At 51.5% G+C, this 25,454-nt stretch carries 31 protein-coding genes and 1 tRNA gene; 26 read left to right on the top strand and 6 right to left on the bottom strand.

Annotated features, from left to right (window positions below; all coding sequences use genetic code 11):
• Window positions 1-74 precede the first annotated feature (74 nt).
• The 12 genes from FTO68_RS08380 to FTO68_RS08325 are packed head-to-tail and all read left to right on the top strand — an operon-like array spanning window position 75 to window position 10,964.
• Window positions 75-1,058, top strand: coding sequence for a replication factor C small subunit (locus tag FTO68_RS08380; protein ID WP_255332941.1), 984 nt, complete (start codon window positions 75-77; stop codon window positions 1,056-1,058).
• A complete protein-coding gene (locus tag FTO68_RS08375; protein WP_255332940.1) occupies window positions 1,055-3,175 on the top strand; it encodes a minichromosome maintenance protein MCM in 2,121 nt (706 codons plus the stop codon). The genes FTO68_RS08380 and FTO68_RS08375 overlap by 4 nt, the downstream gene beginning before the upstream one ends.
• 8 nt (window positions 3,176-3,183) lie before the next feature.
• Window positions 3,184-3,507, top strand: coding sequence for a dihydroneopterin aldolase family protein (locus FTO68_RS08370; RefSeq protein WP_255332939.1), 324 nt, complete (start codon window positions 3,184-3,186; stop codon window positions 3,505-3,507).
• Between the two features lies 1 nt (window position 3,508).
• Window positions 3,509-4,336 carry a TatD family hydrolase gene (locus FTO68_RS08365; RefSeq protein WP_255332938.1) on the top strand — a complete coding sequence of 276 codons (828 nt, stop codon included), beginning with the start codon at window positions 3,509-3,511 and terminating at the stop codon, window positions 4,334-4,336.
• A gap of 43 nt (window positions 4,337-4,379) precedes the next feature.
• A complete protein-coding gene (locus FTO68_RS08360; protein ID WP_255332937.1) occupies window positions 4,380-4,670 on the top strand; it encodes a DUF424 domain-containing protein in 291 nt (96 codons plus the stop codon).
• A 6-nt stretch (window positions 4,671-4,676) separates the two neighbouring features.
• Window positions 4,677-5,717 (top strand): 60S ribosomal export protein NMD3, encoded by a 1,041-nt coding sequence (locus tag FTO68_RS08355; RefSeq protein ID WP_255332936.1) that lies wholly within the window; start codon window positions 4,677-4,679, stop codon window positions 5,715-5,717.
• Window positions 5,717-6,592 (top strand): class I SAM-dependent methyltransferase, encoded by an 876-nt coding sequence (locus FTO68_RS08350; protein WP_255332935.1) that lies wholly within the window; start codon window positions 5,717-5,719, stop codon window positions 6,590-6,592. Before FTO68_RS08355 ends, FTO68_RS08350 begins: the two co-directional genes overlap by 1 nt.
• Window positions 6,589-7,713 carry a bifunctional phosphopantothenoylcysteine decarboxylase/phosphopantothenate--cysteine ligase CoaBC gene (gene coaBC, locus FTO68_RS08345; RefSeq protein WP_255332934.1) on the top strand — a complete coding sequence of 375 codons (1,125 nt, stop codon included), beginning with the start codon at window positions 6,589-6,591 and terminating at the stop codon, window positions 7,711-7,713. Before FTO68_RS08350 ends, coaBC begins: the two co-directional genes overlap by 4 nt.
• Window positions 7,698-8,543 (top strand): GHMP family kinase ATP-binding protein, encoded by an 846-nt coding sequence (locus FTO68_RS08340; RefSeq protein ID WP_255332933.1) that lies wholly within the window; start codon window positions 7,698-7,700, stop codon window positions 8,541-8,543. Before coaBC ends, FTO68_RS08340 begins: the two co-directional genes overlap by 16 nt.
• Window positions 8,540-9,259, top strand: coding sequence for a 4-phosphopantoate--beta-alanine ligase (locus FTO68_RS08335; protein WP_255332932.1), 720 nt, complete (start codon window positions 8,540-8,542; stop codon window positions 9,257-9,259). The genes FTO68_RS08340 and FTO68_RS08335 overlap by 4 nt, the downstream gene beginning before the upstream one ends.
• The gene (locus tag FTO68_RS08330) at window positions 9,259-10,251 is read left to right on the top strand and encodes a DNA polymerase III delta subunit-related protein (RefSeq protein WP_255332931.1); all 993 of its coding nucleotides are present in this window, start codon (window positions 9,259-9,261) and stop codon (window positions 10,249-10,251) included. Before FTO68_RS08335 ends, FTO68_RS08330 begins: the two co-directional genes overlap by 1 nt.
• Window positions 10,248-10,964, top strand: a complete 717-nt coding sequence (locus tag FTO68_RS08325) for a class I SAM-dependent methyltransferase (protein ID WP_255332930.1) — start codon at window positions 10,248-10,250, stop codon at window positions 10,962-10,964. The genes FTO68_RS08330 and FTO68_RS08325 overlap by 4 nt, the downstream gene beginning before the upstream one ends.
• On the opposite strand, the gene FTO68_RS08320 is transcribed toward FTO68_RS08325, so the two are convergent.
• Window positions 10,965-12,281, bottom strand: a complete 1,317-nt coding sequence (locus FTO68_RS08320) for an AIR synthase-related protein (RefSeq protein ID WP_255332929.1) — start codon at window positions 12,279-12,281, stop codon at window positions 10,965-10,967. It abuts the gene before it with no gap.
• A gap of 2 nt (window positions 12,282-12,283) precedes the next feature.
• On the opposite strand from FTO68_RS08320, the gene FTO68_RS08315 reads away from it, so the two are divergent.
• From FTO68_RS08315 to FTO68_RS08290, 6 genes are all read left to right on the top strand, one after another.
• The gene (locus FTO68_RS08315) at window positions 12,284-12,412 is read left to right on the top strand and encodes a hypothetical protein (RefSeq protein ID WP_255332928.1); all 129 of its coding nucleotides are present in this window, start codon (window positions 12,284-12,286) and stop codon (window positions 12,410-12,412) included.
• 14 nt (window positions 12,413-12,426) lie between these two features.
• A complete protein-coding gene (gene thiD, locus FTO68_RS08310; protein ID WP_255332927.1) occupies window positions 12,427-13,248 on the top strand; it encodes a bifunctional hydroxymethylpyrimidine kinase/phosphomethylpyrimidine kinase in 822 nt (273 codons plus the stop codon).
• Between the two features lie 28 nt (window positions 13,249-13,276).
• On the top strand, window positions 13,277-13,717 hold the full coding sequence (locus FTO68_RS08305) for an Lrp/AsnC family transcriptional regulator (protein ID WP_255332926.1): 441 nt from the start codon (window positions 13,277-13,279) through the stop codon (window positions 13,715-13,717).
• A gap of 41 nt (window positions 13,718-13,758) precedes the next feature.
• Entirely contained in the window at window positions 13,759-14,034 is a 276-nt protein-coding gene (locus tag FTO68_RS08300; protein WP_255332925.1) for a hypothetical protein, read from the top strand.
• Between the two features lie 41 nt (window positions 14,035-14,075).
• Window positions 14,076-14,504 carry a hypothetical protein gene (locus FTO68_RS08295; protein ID WP_255332924.1) on the top strand — a complete coding sequence of 143 codons (429 nt, stop codon included), beginning with the start codon at window positions 14,076-14,078 and terminating at the stop codon, window positions 14,502-14,504.
• A gap of 170 nt (window positions 14,505-14,674) precedes the next feature.
• Complete coding sequence (locus FTO68_RS08290; RefSeq protein WP_255332923.1) at window positions 14,675-15,043, top strand: type IV pilin domain-containing protein; 369 nt, start codon at window positions 14,675-14,677, stop codon at window positions 15,041-15,043.
• A 15-nt stretch (window positions 15,044-15,058) separates the two neighbouring features.
• Here the strand turns inward: FTO68_RS08290 and FTO68_RS08285 are convergent, their stop codons facing one another.
• A complete protein-coding gene (locus FTO68_RS08285) occupies window positions 15,059-15,403 on the bottom strand; it encodes a DUF447 family spectrin-like domain-containing protein (protein WP_255332922.1) in 345 nt (114 codons plus the stop codon).
• Between the two features lie 168 nt (window positions 15,404-15,571).
• Here FTO68_RS08285 and FTO68_RS08280 point away from each other — a divergent pair, with 168 nt between their 5' ends.
• The gene (locus FTO68_RS08280) at window positions 15,572-16,384 is read left to right on the top strand and encodes an acylphosphatase (RefSeq protein ID WP_255332921.1); all 813 of its coding nucleotides are present in this window, start codon (window positions 15,572-15,574) and stop codon (window positions 16,382-16,384) included.
• On the opposite strand, the gene FTO68_RS08275 is transcribed toward FTO68_RS08280, so the two are convergent.
• From FTO68_RS08275 to FTO68_RS08260, 4 genes are all read right to left on the bottom strand, one after another.
• Window positions 16,375-16,458: a type II toxin-antitoxin system HicB family antitoxin gene (locus FTO68_RS08275; protein WP_255332972.1), complete on the bottom strand. Its 84-nt coding sequence runs from the start codon at window positions 16,456-16,458 to the stop codon at window positions 16,375-16,377. The two genes, FTO68_RS08280 and FTO68_RS08275, sit on opposite strands and share 10 nt — an antisense overlap.
• Window positions 16,459-16,662: 204 nt before the next feature.
• Window positions 16,663-17,325 carry a DUF447 domain-containing protein gene (locus tag FTO68_RS08270; RefSeq protein WP_255332920.1) on the bottom strand — a complete coding sequence of 221 codons (663 nt, stop codon included), beginning with the start codon at window positions 17,323-17,325 and terminating at the stop codon, window positions 16,663-16,665.
• On the bottom strand, window positions 17,313-18,134 hold the full coding sequence (locus tag FTO68_RS08265) for a triphosphoribosyl-dephospho-CoA synthase (protein ID WP_255332919.1): 822 nt from the start codon (window positions 18,132-18,134) through the stop codon (window positions 17,313-17,315). The genes FTO68_RS08270 and FTO68_RS08265 overlap by 13 nt, the downstream gene beginning before the upstream one ends.
• Entirely contained in the window at window positions 18,106-19,239 is a 1,134-nt protein-coding gene (locus tag FTO68_RS08260; protein ID WP_255332918.1) for a methanogenesis marker 9 domain-containing protein, read from the bottom strand. Before FTO68_RS08260 ends, FTO68_RS08265 begins: the two co-directional genes overlap by 29 nt.
• 104 nt (window positions 19,240-19,343) lie before the next feature.
• Between FTO68_RS08260 and cfbA the strand changes: the two genes are divergently transcribed.
• The 7 genes from cfbA to FTO68_RS08225 form a co-directional block, all read left to right on the top strand.
• A complete protein-coding gene (cfbA, locus tag FTO68_RS08255; RefSeq protein ID WP_255332917.1) occupies window positions 19,344-19,748 on the top strand; it encodes a sirohydrochlorin nickelochelatase in 405 nt (134 codons plus the stop codon).
• Window positions 19,726-20,952 (top strand): coenzyme F430 synthase, encoded by a 1,227-nt coding sequence (cfbE, locus tag FTO68_RS08250; protein ID WP_255332916.1) that lies wholly within the window; start codon window positions 19,726-19,728, stop codon window positions 20,950-20,952. Before cfbA ends, cfbE begins: the two co-directional genes overlap by 23 nt.
• Before the next feature lie 7 nt (window positions 20,953-20,959).
• Window positions 20,960-22,036: a Ni-sirohydrochlorin a,c-diamide reductive cyclase catalytic subunit gene (cfbD, locus tag FTO68_RS08245; RefSeq protein ID WP_255332915.1), complete on the top strand. Its 1,077-nt coding sequence runs from the start codon at window positions 20,960-20,962 to the stop codon at window positions 22,034-22,036.
• Window positions 22,021-23,406, top strand: coding sequence for a Ni-sirohydrochlorin a,c-diamide synthase (gene cfbB, locus FTO68_RS08240; protein ID WP_255332914.1), 1,386 nt, complete (start codon window positions 22,021-22,023; stop codon window positions 23,404-23,406). The genes cfbD and cfbB overlap by 16 nt, the downstream gene beginning before the upstream one ends.
• Window positions 23,407-23,436: 30 nt before the next feature.
• On the top strand, window positions 23,437-24,300 hold the full coding sequence (ilvE, locus tag FTO68_RS08235) for a branched-chain-amino-acid transaminase (protein ID WP_255332913.1): 864 nt from the start codon (window positions 23,437-23,439) through the stop codon (window positions 24,298-24,300).
• Between the two features lie 99 nt (window positions 24,301-24,399).
• Window positions 24,400-24,472, top strand: a tRNA-Glu gene (locus FTO68_RS08230).
• Between the two features lie 311 nt (window positions 24,473-24,783).
• The coding region (locus FTO68_RS08225) for an IS701 family transposase (RefSeq protein ID WP_368659889.1) at window positions 24,784-25,454 on the top strand (671 nt) is incomplete at its 3' end.

Raw genomic sequence — 25,454 nt, 5'->3', positions numbered from 1 at the left:
TATGTCAACTGCGTGAGGCATCAGGGTATCGATGGAACGTATCCTTTTCATCAGGTGGGATCTAATGATCATGCATGGAGGATATCCACGGGATCTGGATCGAGAAGTACCGGCCATTACGGTTAGCAGATATGGTTGGCCATAGGGATATCGTAGAGCGTCTGCAAAGCTATGTCAACCGGGGAAGCCTTCCTCATCTTCTATTTACTGGCAGCCCGGGAGTGGGGAAGACAACCGCGGCTGTGGCTCTTGCACGTGAACTTTTTGGTGAAGACTGGCGGATGAACTTCCGTGAGCTGAATGCCTCTGATGAACGGGGTATTGACGTTGTACGGAACCAGATCAAGCAGTTTGCCCGAACCTCCCCGATGGGCAATGCCTCATTTAAGATCCTCTTTCTGGATGAGGCGGATGCGCTGACAACAGATGCACAGGCGGCATTACGTAGAACAATGGAAAATTATGCTGAGAGCTGCCGTTTCATCCTCTCCTGCAATTACTCAACAAAGATCATCGATCCTATCCAGAGCAGGTGCGCACTCTACCGGTTCCGGCCTCTCACCTCAGATGATGTGAAGGAAGAGGTTCGACGAATAGCTGCACTTGAGGGCATCACGGTAACTCCCAAAGCCGGGGATGCAATCGTTTATGTTGCACAGGGAGATATGCGAAAGGCGATTAATGCGCTCCAGGGTGCTGCTGTTGTCACACAGAATATCACGGAAGAGCAGATCTACGAGATCAGTGCTGCCGCAAAACCCGAGGAGATTGCATCTCTTCTCACCCTCTCTTTATCCGGGGATTTCGAGGGTGCAGAACGGCATCTCTCGTCACTTATCAGGGAACGTGGTATTGCACCAAATGAACTTCTCAGCCAGTGTTACCGGCACCTGGTTGCGATGGAGCTTGATCGTATGCTGAAAGTTGAGCTGATTGACCATATCGGTGAAGCGGACTTTCGGATTTCGGAGGGGGCACAGGGCGATCTTCAGATGGAAGCGATGATCGCACGTTTTGTCCTCTCAGCATTGAGGCAGAGAGGGATTGATCAACATTGATCGATGATGAATCATTTGACGTGGAAGTCGTCGATAAATCAAAGGAATGGGCGGATTTCCTCTCAAAAAAATATAAACAGGAGATCCGCACCATCGGCCGTGAATTTCCCTATAAACGATCCCTGATCATCAATTACGAGACATTGCAGAAGTTTGGAAAGAGTGGTGTCAGGCTTGCCGATGAGCTCCTCTCCTACCCAAATAAGGTCTTTGCCGAGGTCCGTGATGCATTACGGGCACATAACCTTCTTGCACGAAAAGATGCCCATGAGATCATCCCGCGGATGAATATCAGGTTTATCAACCTCCCGCGGAAAACGCTGGTTCGTGATATCCGTTCCGAACAGATGAATACCTTCGTATCGGTTGAAGGAATTATCCGGAAGACCACCGAGGTTCGCCCCCGGATCGTCGAAGCTGTCTTCCGGTGCCCTTCAGGGCACATGACCCTGCGCGAACAGGGATATGGAAAATTTGTGGAACCCGAATCCTGTGGAATGGCTGATTGCACTCATAAAAGGCTTGAACTGATCCATCTTAAGTCCAAATTTGTGGATGCGCAGAAGATCAGGATTCAGGAGATCCCCGAAGGGCTCCGTGGCGGTGAACAGCCACAGATCCTTGATATCGATGCAACAGATGACCTGACGGGGCTTGCCGCACCAGGCGATCGGGTCATCGTCAATGGCGTGCTTCGTTCCATCCAGCGAGTTAATTCCGGCACAAAGAGCACCACATTTGATATTTACCTCGACTGCAACTCGATAGAGTTTGGGGAAAAGGAGTTTGAAGAGGTCAATATCACTGAAGAGGATGAGGCACAGATCCTTGAGCTCGCACGGGATCCAAATCTCTACAGAAAGATCGCCCATTCCATTGCCCCCACGATCTATGGAAATGATGATGTCAAGGAGGCGGTGTCCCTTCAGCTCTTTGGCGGTATTGCAAAAGAGATGCCTGATGGGAGCACACTCCGAGGGGATATCCATGTCCTTCTTGTCGGAGATCCTGGTATTGCCAAATCACAGCTACTGAGGTACGTCGTGAAACTCTCTCCGCGGGGCATCTACACCTCTGGAAAATCCGCAACATCAGCCGGTCTGACTGCTGCGGCGGTGAAGGATGAGTTTGGGGATGGAAAATGGACACTTGAAGCAGGTGCACTCGTTCTGGCGGATATGGGCGTTGCGGCAGTCGATGAGATGGATAAGATGGCCAAAGAGGATCGTTCATCACTCCATGAAGCAATGGAGCAGCAGACGATCTCAATTGCAAAAGCAGGAATCACCGCGACGCTCAAATCCCGGTGTGCACTTCTCGGTGCTGCAAACCCAAAGCTTGGCCGATTTGATGAATATGTCGGGATATCCGAGCAGATCAACATGCCGCCATCGCTTCTGTCGCGTTTTGATCTGATCTTCATCATGACCGATAAGCCTGAAAAACAGCGTGATGAAGCAATTGCCCTGCATATCTTAAAAGCTCATTCAGTCGGCGAGCTGATCATGCAGCACAAAAAAAATCCGATTGATGGCGTCAACGAGGAATATATCGAGCGCGAGCTCGCACCGGTTACACCTGAGATCGATCCGGTGCTCTTCCGGAAGTACATCGCCTATGCAAAACGGAATTCGTTTCCGATCATAACAGAAGAAGCAAAGGGAACGCTTGTTGAATATTATATGAAACTCAGGAACCTGGCATCTGCCGATAAGCCTGTCCCGGTAACTGCACGCCAGCTCGAAGCGCTCGTCAGGCTGGCTGAAGCAAGTGCACGCACGCGCCTTTCGATGTCGATTGAGCGGGATGATGCTGTCCGGGTGATCCGGATTGTTGACAGCTGCTTACGAAAAGTAGCATATGATCCACAGACCGGCTCCTTTGATATCGATAAGATTGTAACAGGTGTATCCAAGCAGAGCCGGGATCTGATCCGGAGTATTAAAGAGACGATCCGCCAGTCCGGGGACGAAAGCGGGACTGCCCGGATCGAACAGGTGCAGGAGATACTGGTTCAGAAAGGGTTTGCCCGCGATTCGATCGAGAAGCAGATCGAGGCGCTTCTCAGGGGTGGCGAGGCACTCTCGCCTCGTAACGGGCTTATAAAATTAATATAGGTGATAATATGCCAACAGACAGGGAACGTGCAGTCTTTGAAGCGGCGATTAAACTTGGTGCCCTCTACCACCAGTTCGTCGGCACTCCGGTATCCCCGGAGACAGCAGCATCAATTGAAAAAGCGATAGAATCGGCAGTCAGCCTACAGCCATATGTAACAAAAGTGAAGGTGGAGCTTGATAGATCTGTTATGCTTGAGAACCCGTTTGGGTATTCTGAAGTTTCTGGCAGGATGTTTGCTGTTACAATCTCAACACGCGTGGGTGATGCGACCTGTACAGCTGCACTCCGGTATGAGAACGGCTATCCTATGATGTCTATCATCGATTGATATGCCAAAACAACGCTTTCCCATAACAGATGATCATATCCATATCGATCCTGAGAGAGGAATTGGAATTAGGGCAGTGAAAGAGTTTGCCCGCTCCGGGGGAACCCATATCTTCCTGGTGACAAAACCCTCATGGTCATATGGAATCACGCCGGGCGTGCCCGAAGATTTTCGCGTGGTCTTTCAGAAGACAATCACACTTGCTGAGGAGTGCTGCCGGGAGGGAGTGGTGGCGTTCCCAATCCTCGGTGTTCATCCAGCGGAAATAACGAAAATGACCGAACGGATGAGTCTTCAGGAAGCCGAATCCCTGATGATCGGGGCACTCGGACTGGCGGCCGACTATGTCCGGAATGGATCGGCTGTCGCCCTGAAAAGCGGCCGTCCTCATTATGAGGTTGATTCAGCCGTATGGGAGGCATCAAACCGGGTATTATATGCCTCGCTTGAACATGCCGCCGAATGCGGGTGTGCAGTCCAGCTGCATGCAGAGAGCGGACCCTGTACTGATGTTGTTGATATGGCAGAGAAAGCAGGTATGCCTATTGCACGAGTGGTAAAACATTTCGCCACACCTGATACACCGCTTCACCCTTCATTTATTGCAAACCATGATGGCATTGCACACGCTGCACGGGATGGCAGGGCCTTTACGATGGAGAGTGATTATATGGATGAACGCGACCGTCCCGGCTCGGTACTCGGCCCCCGTTCTGTGCCAAGGTTTACACTCAGGTATTATGAATCAGGGCTATTTACTGAAGAGGATATCTGGCGCATTCATGCAGAGGTGCCCGAAGAGGTCTATGGTGTTGAGATCTCCCTCTGATATGAAACGATCCTTTTTGCCCCATGACACCACATACTAAATAATGTTCTTAAAGATCCACAGAGAGCTGGGAGGCGGGCAGGTCGTTGCCGTCTGCGACAGCGAGCTTCTTGGAAAAACACTTACTGAAGGCGATATCGAGATTACGGTTACCAGGGATTTTTATGGGGATACGCCTGCCTCTGAAGAGGAGGTACGGCATGCTCTTACACATGCGGGCAATGCGAATATCATCGGAACACAGGTTGTTGAGATAGCCATATCACTGGGCTGTATCAAAAGGTCGTCATGCCTGATGATCGGATCTGTTCCACATGCACAATTCATACAATAGAAGATCATGAGTATCAAAGAAACCATCTGCCCCCGGTGTGGCCGTCCCTCCGAAGACGGGCTCTGCGGCCCCTGCCGGCTTCATGAGATCGAATGGGTGACAGTGTCGCCACGGGTTGAGACGATCCTCTGCCCAAGCTGTGGATCACGCAAGGTCGGCAGCACCTGGTCTGATTCTGTGATGGAAAAGGAGGATCTGGGGCGCTCACTTGTCATCGATGGAATCCGGTTCCACCCTGATGTACGGGATCATGCGATGGAGATGACGATCCGGGATATCAGTTCCAACCGCTCAAAGGCGTACCTGGTATTATCCGGAACCTGTTATGGCATCCCTGTCAAAGGTGATTTTCAGGTGCTGATCGTCTGGGGCAAAGAACAGTGTGACCGGTGCTGCCGGATCTCAGGAAGCTATTATGAGGGAATCATTCAGGTCAGGGGGGAAGAGAGGCGCCTGACCGAGTGGGAGAGCAGAAGATCCGCTGAGATCGCATGGCAGGCTGAGGATACCGCACAGCAGGGAGGTGATCGCCTCTCATTTGTTTCCTCTATCGATTCTTCAAAGGATGGAGTTGATATTATCGTCTCTTCTCTTGGTCTTGGGCAGTCGATTGTCAATGACATATCATCGTATTTTGGCGCAAAATCGACCTCACATCCGAAACTTGTCGGTGAGAAAGAGGGGAAACGGCTATACCGTGTTACATGGTCAATCCGGCTCCCCAGAATCGTCCGTGGGGATGTAGTCGTGATGAAGGATGAATACTATCAGGTCACGGGATCCGATGGAAACACGCTCAGGACAAAGCACCTGCTTACCATGCAGCCGAGGAGCTTCCGTGATGATGCGAGCGTTCGTCTCATAGGGAATATCCGTGATGCCGAGGAGGCGATGGTGACCTACCATGAAGGGGATACCCTTGGTATCCTTGATCCAAAGACGCACCTCCCCCTTGAGATTCCTTCACCGAAAGGCTGCCATACGCAGGCAGGTGGCGCTGTATCCATTCTCCGTGATGCTGATACGCTCGTTCTGGTTGGATACTGATGCGTGCTAAAATCCTCTCAGCTGATGAACTTTCTGCACTTCCCGGGTACGTCTGGGTGGATCGGTCACATCGCCCGTACCGGGATGGCGATATCATCTACGTTCCTGTGCAGGAGGGAGAACCCTATGATACTATCATCCCTGACAGGCGCCGGCGGGGGCGTGGATACCAGCGGCTTGGGGATACTATCCTCTTCCACGGGAAGAGACCCACACCAGATGATATTGATGATATCCTCTCCCGTGAAGAGCCCGAATGCATCCTTTTTATTCCAGGACATTCCGGTTCGCTCCGCATCCCCTCGTATGAAGTGATCAGAGGCATGCCGCATGAGGTTCTTCATCGTGAATGCGGGATTTCATACCGGCTCGATCCATCAAAGGTGATGTTCTCGCAGGGAAATCGGGGTGAGAAAGATAGGATCAGATCCCAGGTCTCATCGTCTGGGAAGAAAGAGCGGATTGCAGATATGTTTGCCGGGATCGGCTACTTCACTCTTCCTGCTGCTGTTTCTGGTGGATATGTGCATGCGATGGAGAAGAACCCCGATTCATATCAGTATTTACTCAGGAATATCCGGGAAAATGATCTATCTGATCAGGTCGTCCCGGCGTGCGGTGACTGCCGGGATCTCCTCTCCGGAATATATGATCGCGTGATCATGGGGCATTTTGATGCGGCGGACTATCTTGAATGCCTGACCCCGCATGTTCATTATGGCAGTATAATCCATCTTCATACGGTGAATCCGGATAGTGACCATATAAAGGCACTGTTATCTGAAGATGGATTTGAAGCAGAGATCACAGTGCATAGAATAAAGAAATATGCCCCCAGAATATGGCATAGCGTTATGGATGTGGTGATTCGTTGAGACAGACACTTCAGGGGAAACTGATTGTGCTGGCGATAACAGGCAGTATTGCCGCAGTCGAGTGCGTCCGGCTCGCGCACGAGCTCCGGAGGAAAGGTGCTGAGGTGCAGGCTGTGCTCTCGGATGCCGCAATGGGGATCATCAGTCCGGCTGCCCTTACCTATGCAACCGGCAGGGAGGTGATCACGGCGATTTCCGGACATGTCGAGCATGTGATCTATTGCGGGGATGACAGGACGGCCGATCTCCTCCTGATTGCTCCCTGTACAGCCAATACGATCAGCAAGATCGCCTGCGGTATCGACGATACAACCGTAACAACCTTTGCAACGACTGCACTTGGAAGCGGCCAGCCGATTGTCCTCTCTCCTGCGATGCACCATTCAATGTACAGGCACCCGGCGGTTATGAGAAACCTTGAGATCGTACAGGAGTATGGGATTCTTGTGATCCCACCTCGTATTGAGGAGGGAAAAGCAAAAGTTGCCGCAATTGAAGAGATCGTCCTCTGGTGCGAGAGGGCGGTGTCCGGCCAGCCGCTTTCCGGGAAGAAGGTCCTTATCACCAGTGGCGCCTGCCGGGAGCCTCTTGATGATGTACGTGTCCTTACCACCCGATCATCCGGGCAGATGGGGCGCGAAATTGCCCTTGAAGCATTCAGGCTTGGTGCAGAGGTGACGGTGATCCATGCCGGCCATTTCCCGGCTGTTTTGAATATTTCAGTGGAAACAGCAGGTGAGATGATGGAAGCGGTTAAAAAAGAACTTGATCTGGGGGCAGAAATCTATATCAGTGCTGCTGCCATCTCGGATTATGCACCCAATCAAAGGGAAGGCAAGATTCCATCAGGTAGTGAGCAACAGATGATACTGCGCCCTCTCCCTAAAATTATTGATCGTGCCTTGTCTGATCCGAAGATCAGGACAATCGGATTTAAACTTGGAGATGATGCTGAAGATCTCGGACGAGAGCTTCTGAAACGGGGGGCATCACTGGTTGTTGCCAATCCCCCTTCTGTCATGGGTTCTCCTGCGGGGACATTTCTGATCATGGGGGATGGACCTGACATCGCTGTTTCAACAAAAGAGGAGGTGGCTTTCGAGATATGCCGGCGTCTGTGAAAGCGTACTCTCCCGGTCATATTTCAGGGTACTTCTCCCGGATCACCGGAGGGAGACCTGAAGATACCGGGAGCATAGGTGCCGGACTCGTCCTCAGTGATGGGGTGACGGTAACAGTGACACGATCTGAAGTCACGGATGTGTTGGTTCTTGCAGATGGGATGGCCAATCGCGGCTCCCCCCCAATCGAGGAGGCGCTTGATAGGCTTGGGGTGACTGCGACCATCGTTACAGAATCTGCGCTTCCGATCGGATCAGGCTTTGGACTTTCTGCCGCCTCTCTTCTCGCAACTATCATGGCCGCTAACAAAATCTTCTCCCTCTCAATGGGAATTTCGGAGATTGCCCAACTTGCGCACAGCATTGAGGTGGAATGCGGAAACGGGCTTGGTGATGTGGCAGCAGAGCTTGGTGGCGGCCTTGTATGCAGAACCGCACCCGGCATCACCGGGGTTACTTGTCGCCTCAATGTTGGCATGGAGCCGGTTGCGATCGTCAGCCTCGCTCCAATCCCAACACAGAACGTGCTCTCTACCCCTGCATCAATGGAGCGTGTTGCTGCTGCGTATCCCGGCAGGTGCCCGCGGGATATCGAAGATTTTTTCATTCTCTCAAGGCAGTTTGCCGAATCATCAGGTCTGATCACCGAACAGGTAAATACCATTCTCTCAGCATGTGATAATGCCGGGATCCTGGCAAGCATGACCATGCTCGGAGAAGGTGTGTTTGCTATTGGGGAGGATGCCGGGGCAGTCCTCTCACAATTTGGAAAGGTATATTCCACAATGGTAGCAGATGAAGGGCCGAAGATCCTGGAGGTAACGAGTTGATCCCCCGTGATCACCCGCGGTACCGTTCCCTTACGGTCCGGGAAGCGCTTGCTGCAGCAGCAAGAAGCGGTCTTGTCTCTCTGGAGGGACTTGCCGCTCATGGACGGGGTGAAGCATTCGACTATCTGATCGGAGAAAGGACAACAGAAAGTGCGGCAGCGGCAGAAAGGCTTGCGGCGAAGTTGATCATCTCTGCAAAGCGGCCGGTCATCTCGGTGAATGGGAACTGCGCAGCACTTGCTGCTCAGGAGATCGCGAATCTCCAGAAGGTGACCGGGGCAGCGGTTGAGGTGAATCTCTTCCATAGGACAGAAGACAGGATGCGGCAGGTTACCGACCATCTTGTTGCTCACGGGGTCAAGGTACTGACGGGCACCTGTGAGCGGCTTGTCCCGCTTGCTCATGATCGCGGCCTCTGCCTACCTGAGGGCATCGGATCTGCGGATCTGATTCTTGTTGCACTTGAGGATGGCGATCGGTGTGAGGCACTCAGGAAGATGGGGCGGATCGTAATAGCAATCGACTTAAATCCCCTCTCACGGACTGCCCGGCTTGCAACACTGACGATAGTTGATGAATTAACCCGTGCTCTGCCAGCAATCACTGCTTTCTGTGAAACTGAACGTGCCGGAGATCTCAGTGAGGTTGCAGACCCGATCGATAACAAGAAATTCCTCGCAGATGCATTGAGAGAGATGAGGGAGAGGTTAATCTGATGCTCTGGATAGAGAAGTACCGCCCCAAAGAGCTTGAGGGGATCTTAGGAGAGGAGCATATCAAAATCCAGCTCCGCCAGTTTGCTGATATGGGATCGTTTCCACATCTTCTCCTCTCCGGTCCCCGAGGGACGGGGAAGACAACGGCGCTTGACTGCTTCTTATCCCTGATCTATGGGGATTATTCCACAGAGAATGTGACTGTTATCTCTTCAGGGACGCTCTTTTCACAGGGGAGGGCGTACCTCGAGTCACACCCGAAGTTCACCCCGCTTTACCAGAAGGGCCAGAGTGTCCTCTCGAATTTTAAGCATATCGTCAGGTGGCATGCCTCACTCAAGCCCCTGAACCGGGACTTCAGGGTGATCGTCTTCGATTGCGCTGATGCGCTCCCACAGGATGCACAGAACGGCCTTCGTAGAACAATGGAGCGGTTTAGTGCCACCTGCCGTTTTATCTTTGTGACAACCCAACCGGCAGCAATAATCGACCCAATCAGATCCCGTACTCTTCCCCTCTCATTTTTACCAATAGAGAGCAGCCTTATTACATCCCGAATGCGTGAGATTCTTGCATCTGAAGGAAAAAGCGGTGCGATCCCGGATGAAGATCTCGAACTGCTTGCCATTGCTGTGCGGGGGGATCTGAGAAAAGCGATTATGCATCTCCAGGTTGCAGTCGAGCTGGGCACCCCGATTAATCCTGAGTCAATTGATGATACCGAGATCTCACGGTTTGGAGATGCGATAGTGGATGCAGTCAGACGTGGGGATCCGGGAACTGCACGCAAAACTGCCGAGAGCCTGATGATCGAGTATGGTCTCTCAGGAAGGGAGCTGATCGGGGTACTCCATCGCTCACTCAGGATCTGTTGCACCAATCCAGAGGCAACCATCCTGCTTGCAGAAGCAGATTCAAATCTCGGGATCTCAGGGAATGAATATCTCCAGATAAACGCCTTTTTAGCGAGCTTAGAGGAGTTGAAGATATGAGCAGGGCAAAGGTACAGGCACATTATAATGAAGTTGCGGAGGTCTATGACCAGCGGTATGATCTCCGGCAGGGGCGGCTGTACCATCAGCATCTCAGCAGACTGGTTCTTGATAGACTCCCAAATAGGGGTTTCCTTCTGGATCTTGGATGTGGTACAGGACTGTTTATCGATCATTATCATACGCTTGGCGGTTGCGCAGTCGGGCTCGATATCTCTCCGGGTATGGTGGGGATGGCCCGTCTCCGCTGCCCGGAATCTGAATTTCTGGTCGGGACAGCTGACGTTCTCCCGTTTGATGATGAGATATTCGACAGTGTCGCAAGCCTGCTTGCTTTTACGTACTTACATGATCCAGAGGCGATGCTGCGTGAGTCATATCGCATCCTCAAACCCGGTGGCCGGATCGCGATCTGTGCACTCTCCTGGAATATGCTCACCTGGATGGTGCCGTTTTTCTACCGGCTTGGAGAGCGTCTTGGCTATAATAAGATAGGAATGGGGGATTTCGGCGAACACTATTATACCGGAGAAGAGATGGAAAAGATGTTTTCAGAGGCTGGGTTTGTAGATGTCAGTTCAGCACGCTGCTCGTTTGCTCATTACACTCTCTCTCCACGGCTCTTTGGAATTGCGCAGCGCTGTGAGCCATTCATTGAGGCGCATATCCCCTATCTTGCCTTTAATGTCTGTGTGAGTGGAAAAAAGGAATAATTATTGGAGCCGTTTCAGTATTCGCTGTTTCTTCTCCCGTGCTGCATCTGCTGCCCGGTCAACATTCTTTTTCATCGCTTCAAAATCACCGGAATGCTTTTCCACAACCTTCTTCAGAGGCGTATATGCAGCTTCCCGAAACTGCGGTGAGAAATCTGTCTCGACTCCGTTTGAGAGGAGAATGGATTCTGCCGGCCCCTCTTCTGCCCTGCCGATGATGTCAACGGTAACTCCGGTTTTTCTGATGACTGAGAGGACTCGTTCTGCTGCTTCTGGTGGCACAACGACAAGGAGCGCGTCGATGGATACGCCAAGGTAATCAATCCCGAGTGTGTCAAGAAGCGTGAGTACACGCGGGTTGATGAGCGTCCGAATCTTCTCCTCTTCAATGAGAATCCGGCAGCCTGCTGTCTCAGCCATCTCGTAGGTGTCGCCGCGGAGCCCTCCGTTTGTTACATCGGTCATTGCGTGGATCTCAGGGAAGATTGGATCTTTAACAAGGGCATCGCAGGCACGGAGGAAATGGAGGTTGATCGTCTCGTCCACATACTCCGCATTGCCCGAATAGATTGCTGCTGTTGCTATTGTGCCTCCACCGGATCCTTCAGTCATAAGGAAGAGATCGCCCGGCATGATCTTTCTCCGGGCAGTGATATGATCTGCAACCCCGACAACACCGACACATCCGGTCATCCGGTCGCCGATCACCATGTCGCCACCGATACGGAGCGTGGATCCGGCGATGAGGGGAACGCCAAGTGCCTCTGATACGGTTGTGATCCCGGCGGTATAGTCGAAGATCTTTGCAACATCGCCATCATCTGCGACGTGAATGTCGGAGATGAGCCCGGCCGGAGTTGCTCCCATCACGTAGACGTCGCGGAGGGTTGCCCGTGTGGCATGAAAGCCTGCAAGGAAGGGAAAGTCCGAGAGGCGGGAGTGCATGCCGTCGACGGTTGCAATGATATACCGGCCGCCAGCCTGGACAACCCCGCCGTCATCCATCTCTGATACGCCGACTGATGCACCCGTGTCCCCGATGATCTGAGCGATCTTTCTGTGTGCGTAGAAGTCTCCGGTGCCTCGTGATCCGACGCCAAACTCTCCCATCGAGACGCCAGCTTTTTCATAGGTGAAGAGGTCTCCTTTCAGGCCTTCGGTGAGTCTCACTTCCTCGATTGCGGCTTGTGCAAATGCCTCTGCGTATTCAAAGGGGAGGTCCTTTATCTCGAGGATCCGATCACGGAGTCGGATGCGCAGGTCTTCATCAGGGCACCCGCCAGCCAGATGCCTGCGCACATATCCTTCAATATCCATATATGACTCTATTGATCGGGAACGGCAATAAAGGCGTGATCCTGACCACCTCAGGTGATACTGCAGGATCACAGGTCTATCAGGCTGGAGCGCATGAAACCGATCGCAATCCTGATGATATGGCAGGGTGAGTCTTCTAGTGTTTATGATCTCTCACGTGCTCCCCGCCGCCTGCACAATCGCCGGTTCTGATTCAAGCGGAGGCGCCGGCCTTCAGATTGATCTGAAGACCTTTGCTGCATATGGCATCTATGGTCTTTCAGTGGTAACAGCAGTCACGGCCCAGAATACCAGAAAGGTGACCGGGGCGTGGGTGCAGTCAGCTGATTCCGTTTCAGCGCAGATTACGACCCTCTGCGAGGAGTTTTCTGTTTCTGCCTGGAAGACGGGTATGCTTGGGGATGCTGCGGTCATTGGTGCGGTGATCGACTCACTTCCGGCGGGCGTCCCCCTTGTCCTCGATCCGGTGATCGTCTCGACAAGCGGCCACCGGCTGATCACAGAAGAAGCCCTGAGATTGTTGACAGACGGCCTGATTCCCCGTGCAACGGTCGTGACCCCGAATATCCCTGAGGCGGAGATCCTGAGCGGGATCTCACCGATCCGCTCCCTCGATGATATGCAGGAAGCGGGCTCGGTCTTCCTCTCTTATGGCGCAGATGCGGTTGTGATGAAAGGCGGGCATCGTGGGAATGATAAAAAAGCAGTTGATCTGCTTATCACACATGACCTTGAGATCACATATGAAGCTCCACGATATCCCTACGAGGTGCATGGTTCGGGATGCTGTTTTGCCTCTGCGATTGCATCAGAGCTCAGCCTGGGACGGGATCTTCCCATGGCTCTATCCGGAGCCAAGCAGTTCATAGATGGCGCAATCCGGGAAGCGATCCACCTTCCTTCGGGGGGGGCGGTGCCCAATCCATTCTGGCGGGGGGCGGTTCCCGGAGACAAATCGATCCATTAATCTGATCCAATTGACCATCATCTCCATAATGGATGCGACCGATCATGCCATCCTTGAAGCACTGATGGGGGATGCCAAAATCCCGCTTGCAGATCTCGGAAAGCGGCTCTCCATTGCTCCCTCCACTGTATTCAAGCGGATCGAGCGGCTGAAGCAGGAAGGTGTGATCGAGCGGTTTACTATTGCTATTAATCCTGAATTCTTCCCACGCCGTCTGGTTTCATTCCTCTCGATCAAGGTTGATCCCGAGTCAGCAACAGATCTGATCGCCTATCTCGCAGGGAAACAGATTGTGCGGGAGGTCTTTGAGGTGCTCGAGCCAAATGATTATCTGGTGAAGGCGGTGACAGCGGACATCTCTGAGCTGAAGACTGATCTGATTCACCCGCTCTCGGCACTACCGGGGGTTCGCGAGGTGAATACCATTCTGGCTGTAAAGAAGATCAAGGAGCAGACATATGTTGGTTAGGCTGGATATGTTGGTTAGCGTGGTTTTTATGGGAGAGAGCCATGGCTTTTGAATTTCTGCATGGGGTACTTGCGATCATCACTCTCCTGATGGGGGCGGCATTGAATGTGCTTGTGTACCTGAGCTATAAGCGTGTAAAGGATCAGACGCTCCTCCTTTTTAACCTGGGGTTATTTCTCCTGGTGATTGGTATCGTCTTCACTGATATCGTCACTATTATTCAGGGAGAGACGTTTCTCTCGTACTGGTCGATTGTGATCGCCCGCCTCTTCCAGATTGCCGGAATCGGCTGCATGATCACTGGAGTTGTCAGATAGGGAGTATCTGAGGGCATATAATTCAAGGGGGTCAAAAGAGGATGCGACTTGGATCTTCATTTGCACGGGACTGGACGATCAGCAAGACCTCCAGGTTTTTTGGGAAGAACCGGATCGCTGCCCCCCTCCTCGCCCGCCTTGCCGAAGATCCCTCTCCTGAGGTTCGCGATGCCGTCACCCGTCATACCTTTTTGATTGGGAAGGAACATGGCACCGGGTTCCGGGAGCGGGTGCAGGGTGAAGATATTCTTACGGTTGTCGAGAGCTTCCTGATCACTATCGGGGTGCCCTATGAGCGGAAGTGTGATACCGGGATCATTATCAGGACGGATTTCACTATCCCGGCCGATCATCCCCTCTGTTGCCACCTTATTGCCGGTGCCTACCTGCGGGGACTCCTCGCCGGGCTCCTGCCTGACTGGCTATCTGAGGAGGTGGATGGGGTGATCCGGTATCGATTGGTGAAATAAATTACGTAAAAACTGTAAAAAACGAAATAATATTTCCCTCTCTGGTTTCCGAATATTTTTCCTTTCTCCCCACGCCTGCCGACATAGTATTTATATAGTTCATTCCCCATTGAATCATCATACACACCGGATCCGGTTGGATTTCGGCAGTGAGGTGTACGATTATGACTATGAAGAGAAATGACGATGCGGTATCACCGGTTATCGGTGTTATCCTGATGGTCGCCATCACGGTGATCTTAGCTGCAGTCATTGCAGCGTTTGTCTTCGGACTCGTTGGCAATGTCCAGGGTGCGAAGGTTGTTGGGCTGACGGTTTCACAAACTAATGCTACATATGGTGAGATAACCTGGCAGGGTGGTGCTGATCTGACGAATATCGCTTATTGGAATGTTACATCACCAGCTAATGACGACAGTGGCGAAAACCCCCAAATCGGTGATCTTGATCTTATCGAATTTTCGCCTGGAGAAAGGGTTATTATTACTGGAACATTTAATGATGGAACAACGCAAGTCATCTTCGACAAGCAGTTCTAACCTAACAACCCTTTTCTATTTTAACAACCCCTCAACCATCCCAGCCGCCTGCTTCTCCCGCTCGCCCCCGCACTTCCTCGCAAGCGCCAGGTGATGCCGGATCAGCCACTCCAGTTCTGGATCATGGTTCATGATGTACCGGGTGCCGTGCACCGCCGCCTCGATGATCGCGTTGAAGCCCCGGTTCACCGGACGGATGGAGCGAACCAGCACCTCTTCTCTGAGCGGCGTGAGGAGGATGCTGTATGCCTCGCTGCTCTCGCCGATCACCTCTGCCCGGAAGGCAACCCATGCCTCGGCGGCGGCGAGGCGGTGTATCGGAGTGCCATTGGCCAGCTCAGTTGAAATTGTGTGCCTCATAGAGATTCCGGATAGAGAGTAATCATTCTGTCTTCAGAGAGGAGGGTGCTTGTTAGTGTCTGATCAAGCTCATACCTTACGTACTGTGGCGCAGTCTCCTCTTTCTCTAACCAGTCTCTGCGGTTCAGAAGAAACTATTTTTATATTCCCTTCCTATAGTGATAATTAATGAGACGAATTCATGTGATCGTTGATGGCTATGTCCAGAAGGTCGGCTATCGGGAGCATGTTCGCAAAGAAGCGGTTAAGGGTGGTATTACAGGGTATGTAAAGAATCTCGATACAGAGGAAGTCGAGATTGTTGCCGAAGGGAGGGAAGAGGATATTCATACCTTTATAAAAGAAATTAACATACTTCGCTACCCGATACAGGTCACCTCATGTCATGTAGAATGGGGGGATGCAACAGGTGAATGGAAGAGGTTTAACATAATCAGGGGAGATATTCAGGAGGAAACATTCGAAAGGATGGATTATGCCGGGATGATCATGCATGAAATACTGGATGTTTCAAAAGCAACCCTCGATCATACGAAAACAAGCCTTCAGTTACAGAGTCAGATGCTGGAGAAACAGGATCTGATGTTAGGGAAGCAGGATCAGATGCTCGAAAAACAGGATCAGATGTTGGAGAAATCGGATCTGATGTTAGGGAAGCAGGATCAGATGCTCGAAAAACAGGATCAGATGTTGGAGAAATCGGATCAGATGCTGGAGAAATCGGATCAGATGCTGGAGAAATCGGATCAGATGTTAGGAAAGCAGGATCAGATGTTAGGAAAGCAGGATCAGATGCTGGAGAAATCGGATCAGATGCTCGAAAAACAAGACCTGATGCACCAGACCGGGAAAGAGACAAAAGAAGAGATTGTACGTCTTCGAAAGGAGACAGGAAAATGCCTTGATGATGAATTCAAAGAGATAAAACAGAAACTTCACTCCATCGAAGATGCTCTTTCCCGGGCAGGCATTCAGGTCTGAGAGCCTCTTATTGATCTCTCCTCTCCCTTCTCCAGAAGGTGCTCAATATAGAGTTCTATTGCTTCTTTTGCAATCTCTATTGCCTCATCTATTGTTTCACCAAAGGTAATATACAGCCTGGCAGGATTGGAACAGTGACCGTGTAACCGCCTTCGGGTTCTTTACGGAGCATAATACGGTAATTCCTGAATGTCATGATTATCTCCCGGTCATAATACGAAGATATCGGGGTCTATCCTCTTCAAAGATCGTTCTATAGAATATAGATCGTCTCTCTGCTACAAAGATTCTTCCCTGATCAACTCCTCAACCATCCCCGCCGCCTGCTTCTCCCGCTCGCCCCCGCACTTCCTCGCAAGCGCCAGGTGATGCCGGATCAGCCACTCCAGTTCTGGATCGTGGTTCATGATATACCGGGTTGCATGCACCGCTGCCTCGATGATCGCGTTGAAGCCCCGGTTCACAGGGTGGATGGAGCGAGCCAGGATTTCTTCTCTGAGCGGCGTAAGGAGGATGCTGTATGCTTCGCTGCTCTGTCCGATCACCTCTGCCCGGAAGGCAACCCATGCCTCGGCGGCGGCGAGGCGGTGCATCTCTGTGCTGTCTATTATTTCTGTGGTGAATACATCGTCAGTGAGATCGCCAAATGCGGACTCGACATAGATTACCGGATCATGGATCAGGTTTGCAATAAACCAGCCGTCCCGGACGATATTTTCTGCGGTATGGCTTCCTTTAAAAAGGGCGAGCGTGTAGCGGCCGCCCCGGAGTATCACGCCCATCGGTGCGGCATTCAGGCGGGTGGTGCCGATCACCTCGTTGATGCCTTCATGAAGGATGCTATCCTGCATGATATTTGCCTCCCGGATACGTTCATCCGGAGCCTGTTCCTTTGAGTGATCCTGAAGATGATCCCCTCTCTGATCCCTTATCGGTCCCATTGCCATCCCTCAGTGAGTGCAAGATAGATCCCGGCGATGGTGATGTCGGCAAGTGAACCGGGATTGATGCCGCGGCGGATGCACTCCTCATCCATCGATTCAACAGTCCGCCGCCCCCCCAGCACCTCCTGTGCCATCGCCATCGCCTCTTCTGCAACCTCTGCATTGAACTTCTTGGCGATGAAGGTATCCATCTCCTTTGCCATCAAGCCGATGAAGAGGGGGCTGATCGCTTTTGCACCGCCGCCGGCATCATGGAGCCGGTCAGCAAAGCGTCTTGTGAGGGGAAAGCCCTCCACCCACTCGCGGCAGATCATATCTTTTGGCGCAGAATATGCCATCACATCAAGGAGTGTCAGCTGATCACGCCTGATCTGTTCTATTGAATCAGGGTCATTCACATCCAGCCCGTCAGACTCGATCACCCGGACCTGTGTCTCTGCAAATGCCTGATAAAAAAGGACTGCATCGTGAACGGTTGTTTCCTTTATGAGCCGGAGAGCGCCTGGGATATCGCCTCCGGCAATAAGTGGCATTAACAGGATAAAGGCACCGAAATGGGTGTTGCCACCCAAATGGCAGTTTGTCCTGACAACTGCATCATAGATGGCAGCGCCGATAGAGAGCTCCCCTCGCCCGACTACATCAAGGGTGGGGCGGCAGGCAATCACTGATGCGAGAAAATGTTCGAGCCGGGTATCTTCATAATCATGGCAGCGATCGACATTCCCCGGCTTTGGATATGCCGTCACTTCAAGCATCATTGCGAGCTGGGCAAGCTCAGCACGGGATGTCGGCGGGCACTTCACGGAAGATCTCCTCCATAATCTTCTCAGAAAGTCTCCTTTTATTCTTCATATATTCAGGCTTTGATAGATTGAGATTCTTCAGGGTCATATCCCGGAACATGCAGGGGGTAGATGACTTGCAGCACCATGCAAGGCTCCCAAAACACGTGTGCGCCCCATCCTGGAGAGGAGTGCCTGCAACCGAACGCCGCTTCAGGTCAACATATGCGGTTCTGTCCATCTGTATTCCTTTGAGGGCAGGCAGGAGCGGACATTCCTTGACTGGCATACAGCAGAAGGCAAGAGCCCGGAGATCACCACCGCGGCAGAGCTGCTTGGGTGCGTTGTACCAGCCGATCTCGTCAGCATACCTGCGGATGGCAGCATCCAGACCTTTGAGGGTATGCAGATCGGCTTTTCGTGCAACAGAGACGAGATCTGCGCCATGTGAGAACTGCTCCATCACCCGGTCATAGGAGTGCATTGAGTTGTTTGCGATGATCTGGAGAGGGCATGCGTTTCGGATCTGCCGGATCTTCTGGTATCCATTGTCCATCAGGTCAACATGGATGATATCTGCCCCGGCCTTCCAGAGTGCTCGTGAAAGCGTGCGCTCATCAGTAATACCTGTCCGAATCTTCACTGAAACACAGGTATCATATTTTTTTAATGCCCGGATAGTATCACAGAGATCGTGGTGATGGGTGAGCAGATGCTCCCCGGCACCCGCCTTGATCATCGGCATCTGGCGGCAATGGGCATCAATCTCATAGATTGCGATATCCCCAATCTCATCTGCAAGATGTTCAAAAGATGCTGGTGATGAGCCACGCAGGTTCATTCCAGGAACGATATCAGATCCCTCGAGTTTTTTGATCTCTGATCTGATTCCCTCGATAGGATCGGGAAAGAAGAACTCCCGTCTTCCGGCTTCAGCAAGATCATGGCTTGCGAGCACCGTCTCATCATCGATGGAGAACCCCCCGAGGAACGCAGCACCAATATGTCCACCTCGCTCCAGCGCATATGCTGCATCCACAATTCCAGCCATGGATGCCAGTGCAATTGGTGTCCTGACGATCTGCTGGTTCATCAGGAGTTCAAAACGTTCGTATGCCTCCATCATAGATTCTCTAGTATTTGAAATGATCAGGGATAGTATTTTGGATCTGCCTCCAACAGATCCAGATCGATAATACTTTTTACCTTCAATGGTACAACTCTTGTATAATGGCTAAGAAAGGCTTACTACTGGTCGGACATGGGAGTAAACTCCCACACAACAAGGAGCTCGTTGAGAGCACAGCCGCACTCATCGCAGAGAAGAACAATGGTTATATCGTCAAATCCGGTTTTATGAGCATGAATGAGCCCTCGGTAGAGGATTCAATGCAGGCATTCTCAGGTGAGGATATCGATCTCCTCGTCGTTGTCCCGCTCTTCCTTGCAAAGGGCATTCACATATTAAAAGATATTCCAGGAATCCTCGGTCTTGAAGAGGGGAAGAAGCGGGGTGTTCTGAGCCTGAGTGGCAAAGAGATCCCGCTTGTTTATGCTGACCCAATTGGTGGCGATCCTCTTCTTGCAGAACTGATGCTGAAGAATGCGGAGAATGCAATCCGCGATCACCTCTGAATTTTTTATGCGCCTGCTCGCGCTTGACACGATTCATGGCGGAGAAGTAATCGCCTCTGCCCTTCGTGAGCAGGGTTTTAGTGTTGACTGTGTGGATGTCTACCGGAGTGAAGTAGGAATCTCCCCGGAAGACGCTTTTCAGAAGGTATACTCCTGTTGTATCGCGCCGGTTCATCTTGATCCAGCATATCCCCTCCTTCATGCGGGATTACCGGTTATCACTCATCACCAGGCAGCGGGCATCCTGATTGGATCTGCAAAACCGCACCCGATGATCGAGATCACCGGGGCACGCGGAAAGACGACAACTGCATATGCACTTGCCCACCTGATGGGTAGCGTAGGTATCCTTCACACATCTTCGGGGACAATCCAGTACCCAAAAAAGCAGAAACTTGCGAGAACCAGCATCACTCCTGCAAGCCTGATTGCCCCTGCCAGGCAGGCATATGCTCTCGGAGGATGGTTTATTGGCGAATGTTCCCTTGGTGTATCGGGGATGGGGGATCTTGGCATTCTCACCTCAGCAGATGACTATCCAATCGCTGGCAAAAAGCGATCAGCATGTGCTACAAAATGCGATGCCCTCAAGGTATGCAGGCAGGTGCTTCTTCCCGATGACATTAGATTGGATCACCATCCAGATCAGCATGCTGTCGGAGATATCGTCTCAATTGAGCGGGACAGACTGATCTATGATTATGGAAGTATCAGCGGATCATTCGATCATCCCCTTCTTCATCTGAAGGGGTACTGCTATCCCCTGATGTTTGCAACTGCGGCTGCGTGCCTTCTTGGTATCGATCCAGCCCCGCTCTCTTCATTTGAACCACTGCCCGGCCGCATGCGGACAGAGATTGAGGATGGTTGTTTAATCGTGGATGCTTCAAACAGCGGGACCACATGGGAAACCACTCTTGAATCTGCAGAATATGCACGCAGGCTTCAGCCGGATAGCCCGCTTCATCTTGTTATAGGGCAGGACCAGCATGCAGTCTGTGAAAACTTTGCAGAATCTGATATCAGGCGTGCTATTGAAATAATCCATCCTGATATACTTACGCTTGTATTAATGAATCCAAATGAGGAGAGTATTTCCGGCTATCCCGGTGCCACTCTCGCCTCTTCACTTGATGAGGCAAGACGGAAGGCGCCACGGGAGCCGGGAACAATTCTTCTTCTTGCAGTAAAAACATGGAGGTAAAGATCAGATGCAATACATTCAGCCACGCCCAAGTTCCATCGTCGCCGCCCTGTATACAGTCCGTGACCTCGGAGTAGATGTCGCAGTCCTCCATGGGCCGTCCGGGTGTTCATTCAAACATGCACGCCTTCTGGAGGAAGACGGGCTCAGGGTGATCACCACATCCCTTGCAGATAACGAGTTCATCTTCGGAGGCCAGCAGCTCCTTGAAGATGTACTTCGGTACGCTGAAAAGACCTTTAATCCAAAACGGATGGCAGTTATCGGGACATGTGTCTCGATGATCATCGGGGAGGATATGCAGGCGGCAATCGACTCTTCAGGCATTACCACTCCGGCAATCACAGTAGATATCCATGCAGGGTTTTCCGAGAATATTGACGGTGTCATTGCCGCCCTTGAACCGGCTGCAAAAGCTGGCTGGATCACCGAAGATGAACTGACGAGGCAGCGCCATCTCCTTGCAAAGGCAAATGAGGTGGAACGGCTCCGTGGCGCAGCATCAAAGCGTTATATCGAACCTGAACGCGGAGATCTGAAGCATATCGCCGCACAGGCTCTCCTCGAATATGCCCGATCCGGTAAAAAAGGGATGGCGATCATGAACGCGAAGAAGGAGACCGCATACATGTTCATCGATGAGCTCTGTGCACTCCATGAGGCAGCGCCTGATGCCGATGTCACCTATCTCGCAAACCTCGGCGATTGCGGCCTTCCGAAGGTAAGGGGCGATGCTGAGAGGATCCGCACAGAAGCGCAGGAGCGCGGGCTCCCTCTCTCCATCCTTGGCTCGCTTGATGAGTACGGGGCGCTTGGAGATGATATGGGCAGCGCAATCCAGGAGAGGAATCCGGATTTCCTGTTGATTGTCGGCGTTCCCCATGCAGTGCCTGCTGAATATACAAAAGGAATCACAGTCTTCTCCATCACAAACGGACCCCGTCAGGTAGCACCATTACGTGAACTTGGCCATCAGTATGTCCTCGTCGAAATTGATCTCCACCCAAAGACCCTTGGAGTCCGATCCATTGTTGAGAGTGAATTTGGGGCTGTGCTCAGGAGCATGAAATGCGCACCCTCCTGATCTCCGGTGATCGGTCCGGATGCGGAAAGACGAGCATCACGCTTGCAATCTCTGCGATCCTTGCGAAACGAATGCCGGTGCAGACATACAAGGTCGGGATGGATTATATTGATCCCTCATACCTGACCGGTGTCACCGGACGGCCATGCAGGAATCTCGACAGCTATGTCCTTGATGCGGATGGTCTCCGCGGCATCTACTCTCATGCCGCAAAGGGGGCTGATATCTGTGTTATCGAAGGTGTCCGCGGCCTCTATGAAGGTGCAGAGGTTCTTGGAGATACCGGGAGTACAGCATCTGTTGCGAAGGCGCTTGGGGTCAATTGCGTCCTTGTCATCAATGCAAAGAGTATCACCCGGAGCGCCGCTGCGATTGTGCGGGGTTTTCAGTCCTTTGATCCTGATGTCAGCATCAAAGGTGTGATCCTAAACAATGTATCCGGTGGCAGGCACCTTGAGAAGGCAAAAGGCGCAATCGAACACTTCTGCGGAATCCCTGTTGTGGGGGCAGTGCCGAATATGCCGGAGATGGAACTCGCTATGCGGCATCTCGGACTGGTGCCGTATCGCGAGGGGAGCGAGGACAGCGCATTCTCAGATCGGATCGATACGATCACCCGTGTGATTGAGGAGTATATCGATATCGATGCCCTCCTAACACTCGCAGAAGAGCCGCGCCATCCAGGTGTCCCTCATCGCGCCTTTTCAAACAAACAGGAAGTGGATCTTCGGATTGGAATTGCCTATGATGAAGCTTTTACCTTCTACTATGCCGATCTCTTTGATCTCCTCCGCTCTGGTGGAGCAGAACTGGTCTTCTTCTCTCCGATTCACGACCTGCTCCCTGAAGCTGACGGGTATATTATCGGCGGCGGCTACCCCGAGCTGTTTGCAGAAGCGCTTGAAGAAAATGATGCAATGCGGGATTCAATCGCCAGCGCCTCAAATAATGGTATTCCGATATTTGCAGAATGTGGCGGCCTGATGTATCTCACCCGGTCAATTACAAAGAAAGCAGGCTGGCAGGGGCAGACAGATGCAGTGACCCATCAGATGTGTGGTGTGTTTCCCGGCGACACTGAGATGCCATCAAAACGGGTGCTTGGATATGTGGAGGGGAGATCACAAAACAGCCCGATGGGTACAGCTGCATTTCGTGGGCATGAGTTCCATTACAGTGAGATCAGGATGGATCCAAAACAGCAGTATGCGTTCAGGCTCTCCCGTGGAAAGGGGATAGCCTCCGGAAATGACGGAATCCTGGTGAACAATACCATTGGAAGCTATGCACATCTCCACCCTGTTGCAAGTGCCGACATGATCGCTTCATTCCTTGAGTGCTGCCGCAGATCAGGAACGAAGCAAAACTAATACATTGATCCTCTTTCCAATACTCTTACTATGGAAATATATATCGATGGAACGTTTGTTCCTGAGGGGGAGGCGAAGGTCTCGGTCTTTGACCATGGTTTCCTTTATGGCGATGGTGTCTTTGAAGGAATACGAAGCTATAATGGTCGGATATTCCGCCTGAAAGAACATATCGACCGGCTATATGATTCTGCCAAGATGATCGATATGACGGTCCCCGTCTCAAAAGAAGAGTTTGCAGAGATCATCATTGAGACCGTCCGGAGAAACGGTGTGAAAAACGGATATATCCGCCCGATTGTTACACGGGGTGCCGGAACCATGGGTCTTGATCCCCGCCACTGCCCAAAACCAACAATCGTCTGTATTGCAATGGAATGGGGTGCGATGTATGGCGATCTCTATGAGAAAGGGCTCACTGCTGTCACCGTTGCAATACGGAGAAATGCCCCGGATACGCTTCCGCCGAATGTGAAGAGCTTAAATTACCTCAACAACATCCTTGCAAAGATCGAGGCAAATTACAAGGGCGGGGATGAGGCGATCTTCTTTGATACCCAGGGACGGATATCTGAGGGATCCGGAGACAACATCTTCCTTGTCAAGAATGGGATCATCTATGCTCCCCACACACTGACAAATCTGAAGGGTATCACCCGTGATGTCTTAATTGAGATTGCGGCAAAGCTTGGATTGCAGTTAAAGGTGGTCGAGCTAGGCTTCTTTGATCTCTATACCGCAGACGAGATGATTGTAACCGGAACAGCAGCTGAGATCGCCCCGATCGTCAAGGTCGATGGAAGAGCCATCGGCAGCGGGCGGCCCGGTCCCATCACCAAGCAGATCATGGCCGCGTTCAAGACCCTCATAGATAGTGAAGGAACCCAGGTCTAATAGCAGCATTTCAGAGAGGAATCAGGTCCGGCAGGATACAGCCATATCAATATCTTTTTATTTCCAAAGGTCTACCTTGTATAGCACTTTTGTTGCATGGCTGATATAGTGTAGTGGCCAATCATGTCGGCCTTTCACGCCGACGACTGGGGTTCGAATCCCCATATCAGCATCATCTGGTTTTCAATTGAGATTTTTTCCTGAACGATCTATCCTACTATAATAATGGCGTTTCCCTTCACTTACTTACCTCTACAATGTCAAGTTTCGAATAGGATCTGTTGAGATCAGATAGTAAGATCTTTATATAATGAATGAAATTATATTGTTTGTGTTAATGAAGTATTTGACCCGGAAGTAGATGCGCTTAAAGAACACATCGTTTCTCATATACCCCGTCTTAATCACTTCTTTGAACAAGCGCAACTCAGACATTGCTTTTCAACGACAACTCATAACAAGTGGAAGATAGCATTTGACTATGTGGTGGGTCTTGTAACAGCGCCCTCACAACGGACTTTGACATCAATTGCCACATATTGCAGCTCAATAAACAATCAGGCTTTTAGCCACTTCCTTTCTCAATCTCCATGGAATCATAGGGCACTTACTACCATGATCATGGAGCAGGGATGGCGGATCATAGGGAAAAAGGGAGCCCTGGTGATTGATGAATGTGGCAATCCAAAAGCAGGAAAACACTCGGTTGCTGTCTATCGCCAATATTGTGGGAATATTGGCAAAGTAGATAACTGTCAGGTCGGTGTTTTTATGGCCTACGTCAAAGGAAATCGTCGATTGTTGCTGAATCATCGGTTGTATATCCCGGCCGATTGGATCAACGATCCCGCTCGATGTGACGCAGCAGGAATTCCCAAGGAACACCAGGTATTCAAGACGAAAGCTGAACTTGCCTACGAAATGATCGGTGAGGCGAAGAAGACAAAGATTCCGTTTACCCATATCGCCATGGATGGATTCTATGGAAAACATCCCTGGCTTCTCACACAGTTGGAGAAGGATAATGTGACCTATGTTGCCGATGTTGGGTCCGATACACGAGTATATTGTGAACCTCCTGAGTACCAGATACCCCGGAGAAAGGGCACACGGGGAAGGGTACCGATCCACACAAAAGTGGTGAATACCCGCTC

The sequence above is a fragment of the Methanocalculus taiwanensis genome, assembly GCF_024372745.1.
In the GTDB taxonomy this organism is placed as follows: Archaea; Halobacteriota; Methanomicrobia; order Methanomicrobiales; family Methanocorpusculaceae; genus Methanocalculus; species Methanocalculus taiwanensis.
Note: the sequence above shows the minus strand (reverse complement) of the source record. Positions and strands in the feature narration are given on the sequence as shown.